At 59.1% G+C, this 16,348-nt stretch carries 14 protein-coding genes and 1 tRNA gene; 5 read left to right on the top strand and 10 right to left on the bottom strand.

Annotated features, from left to right (window positions below):
- Nucleotides 1-70: 70 nt before the first annotated feature.
- Nucleotides 71-1,294 carry an MFS transporter gene (locus tag GIR22_RS10480; protein ID WP_178122193.1) on the bottom strand — a complete coding sequence of 408 codons (1,224 nt, stop codon included), beginning with the start codon at nucleotides 1,292-1,294 and terminating at the stop codon, nucleotides 71-73.
- A gap of 138 nt (nucleotides 1,295-1,432) precedes the next feature.
- On the opposite strand from GIR22_RS10480, the gene GIR22_RS10475 reads away from it, so the two are divergent.
- Nucleotides 1,433-2,062 (top strand): TetR/AcrR family transcriptional regulator, encoded by a 630-nt coding sequence (locus tag GIR22_RS10475; protein WP_154743270.1) that lies wholly within the window; start codon nucleotides 1,433-1,435, stop codon nucleotides 2,060-2,062.
- A gap of 144 nt (nucleotides 2,063-2,206) precedes the next feature.
- Here the strand turns inward: GIR22_RS10475 and GIR22_RS10470 are convergent, their stop codons facing one another.
- The 3 genes from GIR22_RS10470 to GIR22_RS10460 all read right to left on the bottom strand — a co-directional run bounded on the left by GIR22_RS10470 (nucleotide 2,207) and on the right by GIR22_RS10460 (nucleotide 4,236).
- Entirely contained in the window at nucleotides 2,207-2,851 is a 645-nt protein-coding gene (locus tag GIR22_RS10470) for a hypothetical protein (RefSeq protein WP_154743269.1), read from the bottom strand.
- 230 nt (nucleotides 2,852-3,081) lie between these two features.
- Nucleotides 3,082-3,933: a glutathione-dependent disulfide-bond oxidoreductase gene (yghU, locus tag GIR22_RS10465; protein WP_154743268.1), complete on the bottom strand. Its 852-nt coding sequence runs from the start codon at nucleotides 3,931-3,933 to the stop codon at nucleotides 3,082-3,084.
- Nucleotides 3,934-4,160: 227 nt separating this feature from the next.
- Nucleotides 4,161-4,236: transfer RNA gene (locus GIR22_RS10460), tRNA-Asn, on the bottom strand.
- Nucleotides 4,237-4,434: 198 nt separating this feature from the next.
- Here GIR22_RS10460 and GIR22_RS10455 point away from each other — a divergent pair.
- Nucleotides 4,435-5,178 carry an alpha/beta fold hydrolase gene (locus GIR22_RS10455; RefSeq protein WP_154743267.1) on the top strand — a complete coding sequence of 248 codons (744 nt, stop codon included), beginning with the start codon at nucleotides 4,435-4,437 and terminating at the stop codon, nucleotides 5,176-5,178.
- Nucleotides 5,179-5,246: 68 nt separating this feature from the next.
- Here GIR22_RS10455 and GIR22_RS10450 read toward each other — a convergent pair whose 3' ends face one another.
- Together GIR22_RS10450 and punC are read right to left on the bottom strand one after the other, a co-directional pair.
- Nucleotides 5,247-6,755 (bottom strand): nucleobase:cation symporter-2 family protein, encoded by a 1,509-nt coding sequence (locus tag GIR22_RS10450; protein WP_154743266.1) that lies wholly within the window; start codon nucleotides 6,753-6,755, stop codon nucleotides 5,247-5,249.
- A 177-nt stretch (nucleotides 6,756-6,932) separates the two neighbouring features.
- Complete coding sequence (gene punC / locus GIR22_RS10445) at nucleotides 6,933-8,126, bottom strand: purine nucleoside transporter PunC (RefSeq protein WP_154743265.1); 1,194 nt, start codon at nucleotides 8,124-8,126, stop codon at nucleotides 6,933-6,935.
- Nucleotides 8,127-8,248: 122 nt separating this feature from the next.
- Here punC and punR point away from each other — a divergent pair, with 122 nt between their 5' ends.
- Nucleotides 8,249-9,157, top strand: coding sequence for a DNA-binding transcriptional activator PunR (punR, locus tag GIR22_RS10440; protein ID WP_154743264.1), 909 nt, complete (start codon nucleotides 8,249-8,251; stop codon nucleotides 9,155-9,157).
- 230 nt (nucleotides 9,158-9,387) lie between these two features.
- Here punR and GIR22_RS10435 read toward each other — a convergent pair whose 3' ends face one another.
- A complete protein-coding gene (locus GIR22_RS10435) occupies nucleotides 9,388-10,554 on the bottom strand; it encodes an aspartate aminotransferase family protein (protein ID WP_154743263.1) in 1,167 nt (388 codons plus the stop codon).
- A gap of 103 nt (nucleotides 10,555-10,657) precedes the next feature.
- Here GIR22_RS10435 and GIR22_RS10430 point away from each other — a divergent pair, with 103 nt between their 5' ends.
- Nucleotides 10,658-11,563 (top strand): LysR family transcriptional regulator, encoded by a 906-nt coding sequence (locus tag GIR22_RS10430; RefSeq protein ID WP_154743262.1) that lies wholly within the window; start codon nucleotides 10,658-10,660, stop codon nucleotides 11,561-11,563.
- On the opposite strand, the gene GIR22_RS10425 is transcribed toward GIR22_RS10430, so the two are convergent.
- Together GIR22_RS10425 and fabV are read right to left on the bottom strand one after the other, a co-directional pair.
- Entirely contained in the window at nucleotides 11,560-12,183 is a 624-nt protein-coding gene (locus GIR22_RS10425) for an HAD family hydrolase (RefSeq protein ID WP_154743261.1), read from the bottom strand. The two genes, GIR22_RS10430 and GIR22_RS10425, sit on opposite strands and share 4 nt — an antisense overlap.
- Before the next feature lie 156 nt (nucleotides 12,184-12,339).
- Nucleotides 12,340-13,533 (bottom strand): enoyl-ACP reductase FabV, encoded by a 1,194-nt coding sequence (fabV, locus tag GIR22_RS10420; RefSeq protein ID WP_154743260.1) that lies wholly within the window; start codon nucleotides 13,531-13,533, stop codon nucleotides 12,340-12,342.
- Between the two features lie 328 nt (nucleotides 13,534-13,861).
- On the opposite strand from fabV, the gene ppnN reads away from it, so the two are divergent.
- The gene (gene ppnN / locus GIR22_RS10415; RefSeq protein ID WP_154743259.1) at nucleotides 13,862-15,235 is read left to right on the top strand and encodes a nucleotide 5'-monophosphate nucleosidase PpnN; all 1,374 of its coding nucleotides are present in this window, start codon (nucleotides 13,862-13,864) and stop codon (nucleotides 15,233-15,235) included.
- Between the two features lie 187 nt (nucleotides 15,236-15,422).
- Here ppnN and GIR22_RS10410 read toward each other — a convergent pair whose 3' ends face one another.
- A complete protein-coding gene (locus GIR22_RS10410; RefSeq protein ID WP_154743370.1) occupies nucleotides 15,423-16,343 on the bottom strand; it encodes a DMT family transporter in 921 nt (306 codons plus the stop codon).
- Nucleotides 16,344-16,348 lie beyond the last annotated feature (5 nt).

The following is a 16,348-nucleotide window of genomic DNA, read 5'->3' as shown; positions in this document are numbered from 1 at the left end:
GGTAAAGTGAATCCAGTGTGTCGAGCCCCAGCAAGCCTGCGATAGCACTGGGGCATGCACACAAAAAGGCTCAGTGTGCCGCGACAGTAGCCTTGCCGGCTGCCCGACGCCCAGGCTTGAAGCCATGGGGACGGGCCGTCCACGCGATGGCAAACCCTACGGCCAGTAATACCAGCATCGCCCACGGGAACGAGGCCACGCCCCAGGTATCCAGCAAGATTGCGCCGACCACACCACTGCCAGCAATGGCACTGTTCCAGGCCACCACATTCAACGACAACGCCACATCCGCCCCATCACCCGCCGCATCCGCCAGGGCGGTTTGCAACAAAGTGGCGGCCCCGCCAAAACTCAGGCCCCAGATTGCCACGCCGACGTAGATCACCACCGGCACTTGTGCCGAGAAGCCAAATGCCAGGCACGTCGCGGCAAAGGTCGCCAGACTGATTAGTACCGTCCTGCGCAGCAACGGTTCGACCAACCTGGCGGTGATCCAGATGCCCGCCAACGCCGCCACGCCAAAGACCAGCAGCACCAGGTCCACCCGCTCCAACAGCCCGGCGGGCGTTACGAACGGCGCGATGTAGGTATAGAGAATGTTGTGGGCCAGCATCCAGGCAATCACCACCGCCAATACCGGCCGTACGCCAGGTGTCGTCAGTACCTTGCGCAGCGGCAGCCGCTGGTGGGCGGCCTGTCCGGGGTAATCCGGAACCTTTATCAGCACCCAGACAATCAACACCAGGGTCATGGCCGACATGATGGCGAACGCGGTGCGCCAACCCACCACACTGCCCAGCCAAGTGCCAAGCGGCACACCGAGTGACAGCGCAATCGGCGTGCCGACCATGGCCAGTGCCAGCGCCCTGCCCTGTTGCTCCGGTGCCACCATGCGCCGGGCGTAACCGGCCAGCAGGCTCCACGCCAGTCCCGCCGCCATCCCGGCAAAGAAGCGCGCCACCAGCGTCAGTCCGTAATGGGGCGACAGCGCGGTGATCGAATTGAACAACAGAAATCCAACGATGGTCAGTAACAGCACATTGCGCCGGCGCCAACCGCGGGTGGCGATAGTCAAGGGGATCACCGCCAGCACCGAACCCAAGGCGTAAGCCGTGACCATCTGGCCAGCCAACGATTGGGAGATCGCCAGGCCATCGCTGATCTGGGGCAGCAAGCCTGCCGGCAACGTTTCGGTAACGATGCAGATGAAGCCGGTCATGGCCAGGGCCAGCAAGGCGCCAATGGGCAAGCGTTCAGGCACAGCGTCGACTGATAGAGAAATAGAGGGGGTCACAGGGAAGACTCCTGGGTTGAGGTTGGCTCGATGAGCCATATAAATACCGATCGATACAAATGTTGACGGAGACAGACTCTCGTTGTCAACGACTTATGTATCGACTAGTATTTAAGTCATCACTCAGAGGATTTCATCATGGCGCAGATGGGACGCCCCCGCAGCTTCGACCGCGATCAAGCCATCGAACAGGCCTTGCACCTGTTCTGGGAGCACGGCTACGACGCCACGTCCTTGAGCCAATTAAAAGCTGGCCTGGGAGGCGGGATCTCCGCCCCGAGTTTTTACGCCGCCTTCGGCTCCAAGGACGCCTTGTTCCAGGAATGCGTGCAGCGTTACCTGGCAACGTTTGCCCAGGTCACCGAATGCCTGTGGGATGAAAACCTGCCACCCCGCCTGTCCATCGAAACCGCCCTGCGCCAATCGGCCAGCATGCAGTGTGAAAGAGGCCATCCCAAAGGCTGCATGGTAGCCCTGGGCGTCATGAGCGCGCCCTCCCCGGAGAATGCGCGGGTGACTACGGCGCTTACCCAGTCCCGGTTGCGTACCCGCGCCGGGATCGCGGCCTGCGTACAACGCGGCATGGCCGCCGGGCAGTTACCCACCAATGCCCATGCCCTGGCCACTGTGTTCGACAGCTTCCTCCAGGGCATTTCCATCCTTGCCAGGGATGGCGTGGGCCATGAGGTCATCGACGCAGCGATATCCCACGTTATGCTGAGCTGGGATATATCCGCAGCCACTACCGCCGTGAGTCGCGGCCACTGATGGCGTCGAACACGCATCGCCACCAAACAACGCAGGCCAAAGGAATTGATGGCGGCGACGTCACTGGCAATCGCTATTCCCGAAAAGATCGACTGCGCAATGGTCCAGAAGATCTGGTATCGCGATAAACGTCCCCGCCAGGAACTACGGCACGGTAATAAATGCATCTGCGCCCGTCGAATACTCGATCAGGGCTGGCGTATTCATCCTCAACTTGTGACGGTCAATATGATCACTCTTCATCCGGGATAAAAACCGCACCAAATACAAACCTGGTTCATCAAGCCTGACCATGTACTTAAGCTCATAGGATTCAGACGGCCCGATATCGAGATAAGGGAACACCAACAACGCAGACGACATACCGTCGTAGCGAGCCGCCGCCACATCCCAAGCAGGGCCATAAACCGGCAGCCCCGAGTCAAAGCGCTGCACTTTGACAATCGATAACACCCGCTGACCCAGGTTCATCCTGGCAATATCATTGCCCTGATTGGACAGCGTAACCCCAACCTCCACCAAACTACCGCCGCCCTCGGCGGTTGTCAGTTTGGTCGCCAATACCGTGCCCACATGAGGGCTCAGATCCGTCTTCTGTGTCATTTCCTTGAGCATTAAGGTGGTCATTTCCGACTCGCGCTTGACGTAGTGCGTCACCCAGATCGTCCACCCGGCCACGCACGCCAGGGTTACGATAGATAACAGACTCGCGGCAATGCCGACCTTAATTTGCAGCAACTCCAAACGACCGCGTCGCCGGGATACCATTTTGGGTGAAACCTGATCCATAAGTGCGTTGCTCCAGGGTAAAACTGACAAACCTACGGCACCCCATGCCATCAAGCGAGTCAGAAAATTCCCAATATGGCCGACAAAATTTCCGAAAGATAAAAGCAACGCCCAGACCCAAGCCGAGCGCCTGCAAGCCCGCGTCGAAACCCTCAACGAGGAAGGCTCCGCCGCGCACGGCGGCGCGCTTGTGTTCGGTGATAGCTTGGCGTGTCGAATTGGCTGGCGAACTAAGCTCGGTCGTCGAAATCCGCTGCATCGTGGCGTTCGCGCAATTGCTCGGCCGGCTCCCCCGAAACACGGTTGACCCTGCGCCCACGCATGACCGCCGGGCGCGCATCAATGGCGTCGGCCCAGCGCAGGACATTCGGGTAGTCCTGTACCGAGAGAAACTGGGCGGCATCATAAAGCCGGCCCTTTACCAGACCGCCGTACCAGGGCCAGATCGCGATATCAGCAATGGTGTACTCATCGCCGGCAATGTATTCGCTCACCGCCAGTTGCTTGTCCAGCACATCGAGTTGGCGCTTGGCTTCCATCGCAAACCGGTCGATTGCGTATTGAATCTTCGTCGGTGCGTAGGCATAGAAATGACCAAACCCGCCTCCCAGGTACGGCGCGCTGCCCATCTGCCAGAACAGCCACGACAGGCATTCGGCGCGGGCAGCAGGCTCAGTTGGCAGGAACGCTCCAAACTTCTCCGCCAGGTACTGCAAAATCGCCCCCGACTCAAAGACCCGAATGGGTGTCGTGCCACTGCGATCCATCAATGCAGGAATCTTCGAGTTCGGGTTCACCGACACGAAGCCGCTACCAAATTGCTCGCCCTCGCCAATCTGGATCAACCACGCATCGTATTCGGCGCCCTGATGACCGAGGGCCAGCAACTCTTCCAGCAAAATGGTGACCTTCTGCCCATTCGGCGTCGCCAGGGAATACAGCTGGAGCGGATGGCGCCCCACCGGCAGCTCCTGATCGTGGGTCGCACCGGCGATGGGCCGATTGATGCTGGCGAAGGTGCCACCGTTCTCGGTGTCCCAGGTCCAGACCTTGGGCGGAAGGTAGGGAGATGAATCGGTCATGTTCAGTACTCCTGAGGTGCTAGAGATCAACGTATTGATCCAGACTAAACCAAAGGTTGGGGGCGGGTCACACAATGGAGTCCTGAATCTGCCCAGCATTGCCAGGCAGGCGAGCCCCGAATCGATGCTTCGGGGGGATTGTTCTGCAGTTGGAGCTTGCTTGCACAGCTCCCTGACAAAATCTCGAGCAAAAAAAAGCCCGCATCTCTGCAGGCTTTCTCAATATCTGGCTCCACGACCTGGACTCGAACCAGGGACCCAATGATTAACAGTCATTTGCTCTACCAACTGAGCTATCGCGGAATGCGCCGTATGTTACTGATTGAAAAGGATAAGTCAAGCATTGAATAGTTTTTCATGATTCGCCCCGGACTTTATCTGTGCCGGCAAACTTGCCCCTGGGTTTTTGAGTAGATGGAAAACCTAGCTGTTTTGCTAGTTACGCAATTTTGTCGTGCCGACTATTGTGTACCTGATCATTTTTCCATGGCAGGGCACGAAATGGAGTTCATCGAAACAACCCGCGAAGGCTTTGCTGTCTTTGGCGCCTACCGGACCTGGTATCGGGTGACCGGTAACCTTGATAGCGGCCTGACACCACTGGTGATCCTCCATGGCGGCCCGGGCGGTACCCATGAATACCTCGACGCGTTCAAGGATGTGGCTGCCAGTGGCCATGCCGTCATTCACTACGACCAACTGGACAATGGTCGCTCAACGCTCCTGCCCGACAAGGCCCCCTCATTCTGGAGCCTCAACCTGTTTCTGGAAGAGCTGGACAACCTGCTGGATCACCTGCAAATCAGCAACAACTACGCCCTTCTCGGGCAATCCCGGGGTAGCGTGCTCGGCTGCGAACACGCCCTTCTGCATCCCCGGGGGCTGCGCACACTGATCGTCGCCAACTCCCCAAGCTGCATGCGAACCTGGATCAGCGAAAACCAGCACCTGCGTACGCTGTTGCCGCAAGGTGTGCAGCAAACCCTGCTCATGCAAGAACAAAGCATCCGTTTGAAAGAGTGGAACATCACAGGCCGCCTGTCGAAAATCGAGGTGCCCACCCTGGTCATTTCCGGGCGCCATGACCCGGCGACCGCTCAAGTGGTCAAGCCGTTCCTGGAAGAGATTCCCGATGTTCGCTGGGCGTTGTTTGAAGACTCCACCCACATGCCTCACATCGAGGAGCGCCAGGCGTGCATGGGCACGGTCGTGAAATTTCTGGATGAGACCTGCAAAACGAATTAAAAGAACGCCGCCTCTCGCAGCCTCTTTCAGGAGCTGCCGAAGGCGGCGATCTTTTTCGTGATGCGTCATTACACTTCGCTGGTTTGCGCCCGCTCCGGCACCGTCACTTTTGGCACCTGCGCCAACACAGGAATTTCCTGGCCTTCGGCATCAAACAACTTGCCGCCGCTGAAATAATCCCCATCCCGCAGCGCCGCCACATCCTGGAAACACAGCCTGCGTTCGGTGCCCGCGACGAATACCGACTGCTGGTCTGAGTTACCGGTAGTGAAGTGGTTGAATGCCAGGTTCAGCAAAATCGCCATGATCGCTGACGAACTGATCCCCGAATGGAAGATCGTGGCGAACCAGCCGGGGAATTGGTCATAGAAGCTTGGCGCGGCGATGGGAATCATGCCGAAGCCGATGGAGGTGGCGACGATGACCAGGTTCATGTTGTTGCGATAATCAACCTTGGACAGGGTGCGAATACCACTGGCCGCCACCGTGCCGAACAGCACAATTCCGGCACCGCCCAACACCGATGTGGGCACCGCCGCAATCACCCGCCCCATGAACGGCAGCAAACCGAGCACCACCAGGAACACCCCGCCGGTGGCCACCACAAAACGGCTCTTGACCCCGGTCACCGCCACCAGGCCCACGTTTTGGGCGAAAGCGCTTTGAGTGAACGAGCCGAAGATCGGGGCAAACATGCTCGACAGCATATCGGCACGCAAGCCGTTACCCAAACGCTTGGAGTCCACCTTGGTGTCGATAATCTCGCCCACCGCCAGGATGTCTGCCGACGTTTCCACCAGCGTCACCATGATCACGATGCACATGGAAATAATCGCCGCCAGGTGGAAGGTCGGCATGCCGAAATGGAACGGCGTGGGGAAACCAAACATCGGCCCCTGGGTCACGCTGGAAAAGTCGGCCATGCCGAGGAACACCGCAATCACGGTGCCGACCACCATTGCCAACAGAATCGACAGCCGCGAAATGGTCGCGCTGCCAATCTTGCTCAGCAGTAACACCAGCACCAGGGTCAGTGCCGCCAGGCCGATATTGGGCATGCTGCCAAAATCCTCGGCGTGGCTATTACCGCCCATGGCCCAACGGGCGGCGACGGGCATCAGGGTCAAGCCAATGGTGGTGATGACAATACCGGTCACCAGCGGCGGAAAGAACTTGGTGATCCGCGAGAACACCGGGGTGATCAGCAAGCCGATCAAGGACGCGGCCATCACCGCCCCGAGAATCGCCGGCACCCCTCCCGCTCCGTCACTGCCGACAATCGCCACCATGGTTGCCACACCGGAGAAGGACACCCCTTGCACCAGCGGTAATTGGCAACCGAAGAACGGCAGGCCAAGGGTTTGCAACAAAGTTGCCAAGCCACCGGCAAACAGCGACGCGGCGATCAACAGACCAATGTCCGCCGGCGACAACCCGGCCGCCTGGCCAATAATCAGCGGTACGGCAACGATGCCGCCGTACATGGTGAGCACATGCTGCAGGCCATAAGCCATATTGGCGGCAATGCCGAGATTCTCGTCTTCTGGCCGTTGCGGTGACGCCTTCGGGATAGTCATGGTGAGGGGGTCTCTGTTTTTGTTGTGCGCTCACTGTATGCAATACCAAGACTATATGTCCATAGAGTTGTATACAATCAATCGAACAAGACCCCTCCGTCGGCGTTACAAAAACAACGATCTGGCCGCCATGAGCCAAGGAACATGGGCACCGACGGTGAATATGGACGTGACGCTTTAAGGGGTACGGACCAAGCCGGCAGTGGAATCATCAGCCTTCGTCCGTGCCAACCAGTAACCCAACACCGCCAACGGCGCGGTCGCGAGCATCACGATCACGGTGATCAGCAGCGGCTGATCGATCATCGACGACACCAGCAGGCTGCTGAGAAAGCACAACCCCAGTTGCAAGGTGTTTTGCAGTGCTGCAGCCTTGCCGGAGTTTTCCGCAAAGGGCATCAGCGCATTCGCCACCACGATCGGGTAGCTGGCGCCATTGACCAACGCCATCAGGCAGAACGGAATCAGCAAGGTGGTGAGGGTCGGCACGGTCAAGGTGGCCACAAGGTACAACGCCACCATGCTGATGCAATACGCCACCAGCAACCACGGCAACAGGGTCTTGCCCTGCAAACGCTGCAAGGCACTGCGGCAACTGTAGCCGCCTATCAGGAAGGCCAGCGTCGGCAGTACATAGCTCAGGCCAATGTCATTAGGGCTGTAGCCCATATCGCCGAGGATAAAGGGCGAAGCAGTCAGCCAAGCGAAGAAACTGGCCGAACACGCGGCAAAGATCATTACGTTACCGGTGAATACCCGCGACTTGAGCAACTGCCCGTAACCGAGCCGGGAAGGTTCAGCATCAGTGACCAAACGTTTAGGTGCGGGCTTGAGGAAAAAGGTCGGTAGCAACAGCAACAGCGAAACCCCCAACAACACACCGAAGATCGCTTGCCAGCTCCAGTGATTCAACACCAAAGCCCCCAGCAATGGCGCCAGGGCCGGAGACAGGGACATCAACGGCATGATGCTGGCAAATACCCGATGGGCCTTGTTCGCCGGATACCGATCGATCACCAGAGCTTGCCAACTGACGGCAGCAGAGCACACGCCAATCGCCTGGATAAACCGCAACGCCAACAATTGGGGCGCCGTCTCGACCCAGAACATCCCCAGGCAACCCAGCACAAAAAGGCTCAAACCGGTGAGCAGGATCGGCTTGCGTCCCAGCCGATCGGACAACGGCCCCCACAACAACTGCCCGACGGCAAAGCCGGCGAGGAAAATACTCAAGCTGGCGCCCACGGCACCGGCCGAAATCTGCAATTGCTGGCCCATGGCGCCAAACGCCGGTAAGTACATATCCATGGCCAGATAACCGAGCATGCTCAGCCCAGCCAGGTACCAGGTGAAACCAAAAGAATTTTTCATTGAAGCCTTACTGAATCTGCCATCAAACTATTTGCTGACTGACACCTAGTATGAAGCTGACAATTCTCCTGTGAAGTGATAATAATTGGAGACTCTCATCAAATTTTTTGAAGGCAGCCGACATGTGGTCTGAATACTCCTTGGATGTAGTCGACGCGGTAGCTCGCCACGGCAGCTTCAGCGCTGCCGCCCAAGAGCTGCACCGCGTGCCTTCGGCCATCAGCTACACGGTTCGACAAATCGAGGAGTGGTTGGCAGTGCCGTTGTTTGTCCGTCGTCATCGTGACGTGGAACTGACGCCAGCCGGCAAGTTGTTTATCGAAGAAGCTCGCGGGGTGATGAAAACAATGCTCGGCACTCGTCGCCTGTGCCAACAGGTGGCCAATGGCTGGAGCGGTCAGTTGAAGGTGGCAGTGGACTCCATCGTCAAACCGCAACGCTGCCGGCAATTGGTGCTGGATTTCTACCGTCAGTTCCCTGAAGTGGAATTGCTGCTGGAGTACGAGGTGTACAACGGTGTATGGGACGCCCTGGCGGACGAACGCACCGATATCGTGATCGGCGCCACCAGCGCAGTACCGGTAGCCAGCCGCTTCACCTTCCGCGACATGGGGCTGTTGAATTGGCTGTGCGTGGTCAGCGCCCGCCACCCACTGGCCGCGCAGGAAGGCTTGCTCAGTGACGATCAACTGCGGCCCTTCGCGTCCCTGTGCATGACTGACACCTCCCGCAACCTGCCCAAGCGCGACACCTGGACCCTGGATAACCAGCGGCGCCTGGTCGTGCCTCATTGGGCATCCGCCATCGATTGCCTGCGGGACGGCCTGTGCGTCGGCATGGCGCCGGCGCACCAGGTGTTGCCGTGGATCGAGTGCGGTGAGCTGGTTGCCCTGCAATTGTCCCGGCCCTTCCCCGCCAGCCCATCCTGCGTGGCCTGGTCGCAGAACAAACTGTCTCCGGCCATGACCTGGTTGCTGGATTACCTGGGGGACACCGAAACGATGAATCAGGAATGGCTGAATGGAGTGTAGCCGCTGGCGCAGCCTGCGATCGGCTGCGCAGCAGTCGTCTGGGGTTTGAAATGGCCGAAGGTCCTGCGGCCCTTATCGCAGCCTCGTGCCTCGGCAGCGGCTACAAAAGCCGATCACCGATCGCCTGTAGCCGCTGGCGCAGCCTGCGATCGGCTGCGTAGCAGTCGTCTGGGTTTTGAAATGGCCGAAGGTCCTGCGGCCCTTATCGCAGCCTCGTGCCTCGGCAGCGGCTACAGCAAGTGGGCAATGGCTCGCACGATCATCTCCACCTCCTTGCTATCAATCGTCAACGGTGGCAACAAGCGAATGATCTTGCCCCGCGTAACGTTGATCAGCAGACCATGCTCCTGCGCCGCACGCTGTACCAGGTTCCGTTGAGGCACGGCCAACTCGATCCCGATCATCAGGCCCTGTCCCCGTATCGCCAGCACCTGCGGATGCTCGTTCAACTCCACCCGCAAACGCGCCAACAGCCGCTCACCCTGTTGCGTCGCATTCTCCAGCAACCCTTGCTCCTCAATAATATCCAGCACCGTACACCCCACACGGCAGGCCAGCGGGTTGCCACCAAAGGTGCTGCCATGGCTGCCCGGCGTGAACAGCTTGGCCACGGCGGCCCGCGCCAGGCATGCGCCAATCGGGATACCGTTGCCCAGGCCTTTGGCCAGGGTCATGACATCCGGCACGATCCCTTCATGCTGGAAGGCAAACCAGCGACCGGTACGGCCAATCCCGGTCTGGATCTCATCCAGCATCAACAGCCAGCCGTTCCGTGTGCAGTGATCGCGCAAAGCTTTCAGGTAGCCAGGCGGTGCAGGCTGCACGCCGCTTTCGCCCTGGATCGGTTCCAGCAGCACCGCGACAATACGCGCGCCAAACTCCCGGGTCACTGCGTCCAACGCCTTCAGGTCACCGAAACCGACCTTGATGAAGTCTCCCGGCAAGCGTTGGAAACCCAGGCGAACCGATGGCCCATCGCTGGCGGACATCGTGCCCAGGGTGCGGCCATGAAAGGCGTTTTCCATGACCACGACCAGTGGCTCCCCAATGCCCTTTTTCCAGCCGTGCAACCGCGCCAGTTTCAGCGCTGTCTCATTGGCCTCGGCGCCAGAGTTATTGAAAAACACCTGGTCCAGCCCTGATAGTTGGGTCAAGCGCTGGGCCAGCCGCTGTTGCCAGTCAATGCTGTACAGGTTGGATGTGTGCAGCAGCAATCCTGCCTGCTCGCTGATCGCCGTCACCAGGCGCGGATGGGAGTGACCCACGTTGGTCACCGCCACACCGGCCACGGCGTCCAGGTACTCACGGCCCTGCCGGTCCCACAAGCGTGTGCCCAAGCCGCGGGTAAAACTCAAGGCCAAAGGTTGATAAGTGCTCATCAGGCAGGCGGCGGTCATGGTGTCAGGCTCCAGGGCATCGTAGTGATAGCAACAGTATCGTTAGCCACCCAAGCTGGATAAACTGCTCAAAACTGCAATAACTTTAAATCAAGGCTTGATAATGGACCTGTTCCAGGCGATGACCGTGTATGTAAAGGTGGTGGACGCTGGCAGCATGACGGCGGCGGCGCAGTCCTGCGGGATGTCTACCACCATGGTCGGTAATCACTTGCGCGCCCTTGAACAGCGACTGGGGGTCAGCCTGCTCAAACGCACCACCCGCAAACAGAGCCTGACCGAGTTCGGCAGCCTTTATTACCAGCGCTGCCTGGAAGTGCTGGGGCTGGTGGCCGGTTCCGAACAATTGGCCGAGCAAGTCCACAGCGAAGCCCCAAAGGGCCTGTTGCGGATCACCGCTCCGCCAGCGTTCGGCGCCGAGCGCCTGGCTCCGGCGCTGAGCGAGTTTTCCCGGCGCCACCCGCAGATTCAGTTGGATGTGATGCTGAGTAATCAGTCGGTTGACCTGATCGACAGTGGGTTCGATGTGGCCATCCGGCTCGGCGAGCTACACCCTTCCAGCCTGATCGCCCGGCCTTTGCAAAACTACACGATGACCTTGTGCGCTTCCCCGGATTACCTGACCCGCCGGGGCACACCGCACGCTCCCGCCGACCTGCAACAGCACGATTGCCTGGCGTTCGCTTATCCCTCAACCGACGACTGGCGCAACGCCGGTAAGCAATGGCGTTTGCGAGGGCCCGAGGGAGAAGTCGAAATCGCGGTGTCTGGCCCCATGACCATCAATAGCTCCCAAGCCTTGCACCGTGCGGCCGTAGAAGGCATGGGCATCGTCATGCTGCCCGATGCCCTGGTGGGTCCCGACCTGCGCGCCGGCAAACTGGTTGCATTGCTGCCAGGCTATCAACCGCCTTACCGGTCCATGCACCTGTTGTATGCCCAAGACCGCTATCGCCTACCCAAGCTGCGAGCTTTCGTCGACTTTGTACTGGAACATTGGGCGCGCTAGAAGCTCACACCCAGTTCCCGCAGCCGTTCACGGGTGCGCTCGGCGGACACGTGGTGAATCCCCTGCCACCCCAGGGCCATGGCGGCCTCGACATTGCCAGCCACGTCATCGATAAACACCACATCAGCGGGTTGGATATCCGGCAAATGGGCGCGGACCTGACCAAGGCTGACGTGGTAGATGGCGGCATCAGGCTTGATCAGCTTCACTTCGCCGGAGACCACGATGTCGCGCAGATACTGCAGGAAGGGATAATGCTTGCGGGCATAGGGGAAGGTCTCGGCGGACCAATTGGTCAAGCCAAACAGCGGCATTTTTGCCTCATGCAAGGCTTCCAGTATCGCCACGCCCTCGGGTAGCGGACCGCGCAGCATTTCGTGCCAACGATCGTAATATGCCTGGATCAAGGGTTCATGTTGCGGGTGTTCGGCAATCAGCGTACGGGTCGCTTCGGCCAGGGTGCGCCCGGCATCCTGCTCGGTGTTCCAGGCCTGGGTGCAGATAGTGTCCAGGAACCATTGACGCTCACGGTCATCCGCAATCAATTGGCGGTAGAGATGGTGCGGGCTCCAATCAAACAGGACACCGCCGAAATCAAAAACTACTGCACGAATCGTCATGAAGATCCTCCGTTAGTTTGAATGTGACAGGAGGCGGAGTTTGGCATATCCAGGCCGATTGCAGGCGCGCGACGACGCGTAGGGCCGTTCTGAGAACGGGTTTTCACCGGCAATAAAAAACGGCCCCGAAAGGCCGTTTTTCTTTAACCGAAGCGCTTAGGCCTTAACCAGGCCCTTGATCTTCACGGTCGGATTAACGTCAGCGTCGTAGTCCACGCCGTCGATCTCGAAACCGAACAGGCGCAGGAACTCCGCCTTGTAACCGGCAAAATCGCTGATCTCGTTGACGTTGTCGTCGCAAACCTGATTCCACAGCGCCGCGACCGCGTCCTGAACCTTCGGCTCAAGCTCCTTGAGGTCGGCACGCAGGCGGCCGTCGGCGTCGAGCTTGGGCTCTTTGCCATACAGGCTGTCCTTGAACAGGCCGTAGACCTGCTCGATGCAACCTTCGTGGCTGCCCTGCTCTTTCATTACCTTGAACAGCAGGGACAGGTACAGCGGCATGATCGGGATCGCCGAGCTGGCCTGGGTGACCACGGCCTTGAGCACCGATACACGGGCGTCGCCTTTCAGCGCAGCCAGGTTGTCGCGCAGGGTCAGGACTTTCGTGTCCAGGTCCTTCTTGGCCTCGCCGATGGAACCGTTCCAGTAGATGTCCTGGGTCAATTTTTCGCCCAGGTAAGTGAACGCGGTGGTCTTGGCGCCTTCGGCCAGCACGTCGGCGTCACGCAGCGCGTCGATCCACAGCTGCCAGTCTTCACCGCCCATTACCTTGACCGTGCCGTCGATCTCTTCCTGGGTCGCAGGTTCCAGGGTAGTGTCGACCACGATGCCCTTGTCGGTGTTGATCCCGCGCAGGGTCACGGCTTTGCCGATCGGCTTGAGGGTGGAGTTGTGCACCACGCCTTGGGGGTCGGTACGGCGCGGCGCTGCCAGGCTGTAGACCACCAGGTCGATCTTGCCCAGGTCTTTCTTGATGGTTTCGATGGTCAGGCGCTTGATCTCATCGGAGAACGCATCGCCATTGATGCTCTTGGCGTACAGGCCTTTTTCTGCGGCAAATTTGTGGAAGGCGGCGCTGTTGTACCAGCCGGCAGAGCTGAGTTTGCCTTCTTCGCCTTCTTTCTCAAAAAACACACCCAGGGTGTCGGCGCCGCAGCCAAACGCGGCACTGATGCGCGCGGCCAGGCCGTAGCCGGTGGAAGCACCAAGGACCAGGACCTTCTTCGGGCAGCCTTCGATGGCGCCGTGCTCGGTCACGTAGCCGATCTGCTCCTTGACGTTCGCTTCACAGCCAACTGGGTGGGCGGTCACGCAGATAAAGCCACGAACCTTCGGTTTGATGATCATAAAAATTTCTGCCTCTTCCAAGGGGCCGAAGGCCAATGGTGGCCATTCAGCTTCAATCGTACCGGTCTATGACGTCCGAAAAACCGAAGCGTCACGATAGCTGCAAATCTTCTGTTCTCAAAATCCAATCCACACGGGACAAAGGCTATATATTTTTCCGGCACGGGCGCGGATTCGGCAAGTTCTGCGGCATGATGAGGCCCGACGGTGTTTGCGTCCGGCCTGCCGGCCGGAGAAAATGCCTGTCCTGTGCGACCGTATTCGGCGCTCCTCATCATCAAGCCACTGGCCGCACGCAGCCCGGTGGTTGTGCTTTCAGGGAATCAGAATGCCTCAACGACAAGTCATCAACGCCTCCGTCAGCCCCAAAGGCAGCCTCGAAACGTTGTCCCAACGTGAAGTCCAGCAACTGAGTGAAGCAGGCTCCGGCAGTACCTACACCTTGTTCCGCCAGTGCGCGTTGGCCATTCTTAACACCGGCGCCCATATCGACAATGCCAAGACCATCCTCGACGCCTATAAAGACTTCGAAGTGCGCATCCACCAGCAGGATCGCGGCGTACGCCTGGAACTGCTGAATGCCCCGGCCGACGCCTTCGTCGATGGCGAGATGATCGCCAGCACCCGGGAAATGCTGTTCAGCGCCCTGCGCGATATCGTCTACACCGAAAACGAACTGGACAGCCAGCGCATCGACCTGAGCAATTCCCAGGGCATCACCGACTACGTGTTCCACTTGCTGCGCAACGCCCGCACCCTGCGCCCCGGTGTCGAGCCAAAGATCGTGGTGTGCTGGGGCGGACACTCGATCAACACCGAAGAATACAAATACACCAAGAAAGTCGGCCATGAACTGGGCCTGCGCAGCCTCGACGTGTGTACCGGCTGCGGCCCCGGCGTAATGAAAGGCCCGATGAAGGGTGCAACCATTTCCCACGCCAAGCAACGCATCACTGGCGGTCGCTACCTGGGCCTGACCGAGCCGGGCATCATCGCTGCCGAAGCGCCAAACCCGATCGTCAATGAACTGGTGATCCTGCCGGACATCGAAAAACGCCTGGAGGCCTTTGTACGGGTCGGCCACGGCATCATCATCTTCCCGGGCGGTGCCGGTACAGCCGAAGAATTCCTGTACCTGCTGGGCATCCTGATGCATCCGGATAACCACGACGTGCCGTTCCCGGTGATCCTCACCGGGCCAAAACAGGCCGCGCCGTACCTGCACCAATTGCACGCCTTTGTCGGCGCCACCCTGGGCGAAGCGGCCCAGGCCCACTACCAGATCATCATCGACGACCCAGCCGAAGTGGCGCGACAAATGACCAGCGCCCTGAAGGCGGTCAAGCAGTTCCGCCGCGAACGCAACGATGCGTTCCACTTCAACTGGCTGCTGAAAATCGACGAAGGTTTCCAGCGCCCATTCGACCCAACCCATGAAAACATGGCCAGCCTGCAACTAAACCACAACCTGGCGCCCCATGAACTGGCGGCCAACCTGCGCCAGGCGTTCTCAGGGATTGTCGCGGGCAACGTCAAGGACAAGGGTATCCGGCTGATCGAGCAGTATGGCCCGTATGAGATTCACGGTGATCCGGCGATCATGAAACCATTGGATGAGTTGTTGAAGGCGTTTGTGGAACAGCACCGGATGAAGCTGCCGGGTGGCGCGGCGTATGTGCCGTGTTATCGCGTGGTTCAGTGACTCTACGCTCTACCGCCACATTGGGTGCCCCTCTAAAAGCAGTGATGCGTCGGGTCTGATACACCAATGGCCGTCCAGGCGCTACGCGCCGGTCGGTCATTGCTACAGCACGTTGAGGGCCGTTCCAAAGGCCCAATACACTGATTGCCTGGCCAAGCCGCGTGCCAGTGTGCCCGCCACTGGGGGGCTATTTCAGGGCACACACAACTGTCGGTCGTTTCAGACGCACCAGGATCAACCCGGCGACCACTACTGCAATGCCCACGTAGGTCGACGCAGAAATCACATCGCCAAACATGAGTGCTGCCCATACCAGGGTCACCGGAGGTTCCAGGTAGACCAGCGACGCCACATCGGTAGCCGTCATCACCCGCAGCAGCATCCACAAACTCAAGTAGGCGATGAAGGTGGAAAACACCGTCAGCCAGACAATCGAGACCAGCACTTCGGGTTCGTGGGGAATGCTCAGTGTATCGGTATATAGCACGGCCACGGTAAAGCCGATCAAGGTCAATAGCGATTGGATGAACAGCGCCAGGGTCAAGCCATTGTGCTGCGCCTGAACTGACCGGCGCTCATACAGGGTGGCCAAGGTCAGGCCCAACGCCGACACCATAGGCAATAAATACATGACCAGGCCCACATCTGCCCCGCTGCTGCTGTACTGCCCCGCGATAACAATCGACACCCCGGCAAAACCGATCATCAACCCCAACCACTGCCAGCCACCACTGCGCTCGACCACACTGCCCGTTGACAATGCAGCGGTCATCAATGGTTGTAATGCTGCAATGATCGCGGCAATCCCCGGCGGTAAACCGTTCTGGATCGCCACGTAAACACAACTCAAGTACAGGAACTGCGACAGAAACCCGATCACTGCGTGATGACGAATGTGCGCCCAGGAAATCCTCAGCAACCTGACGTTCAAAAACAGCCCCAGGCACACCGACACCAGCAGAAATCGCCAGAACAACAGATTGAAGGCTCCCGCACTCTGCGCACCCAGCTTGGCGCCAATAAAGCCGGAACTCCAAGACAGGACAAACACTGCCTGCAACAGCAGTAACTTCAAAAGACCCCAGGACGAAGCGTTGAGAACCTTCATCGTTG

Origin of the sequence: Pseudomonas karstica (assembly GCF_009707515.1) — a bacterium.
GTDB lineage: Bacteria > Pseudomonadota > Gammaproteobacteria > Pseudomonadales > Pseudomonadaceae > Aquipseudomonas > Aquipseudomonas karstica.
Note: the sequence above shows the minus strand (reverse complement) of the source record. Positions and strands in the feature narration are given on the sequence as shown.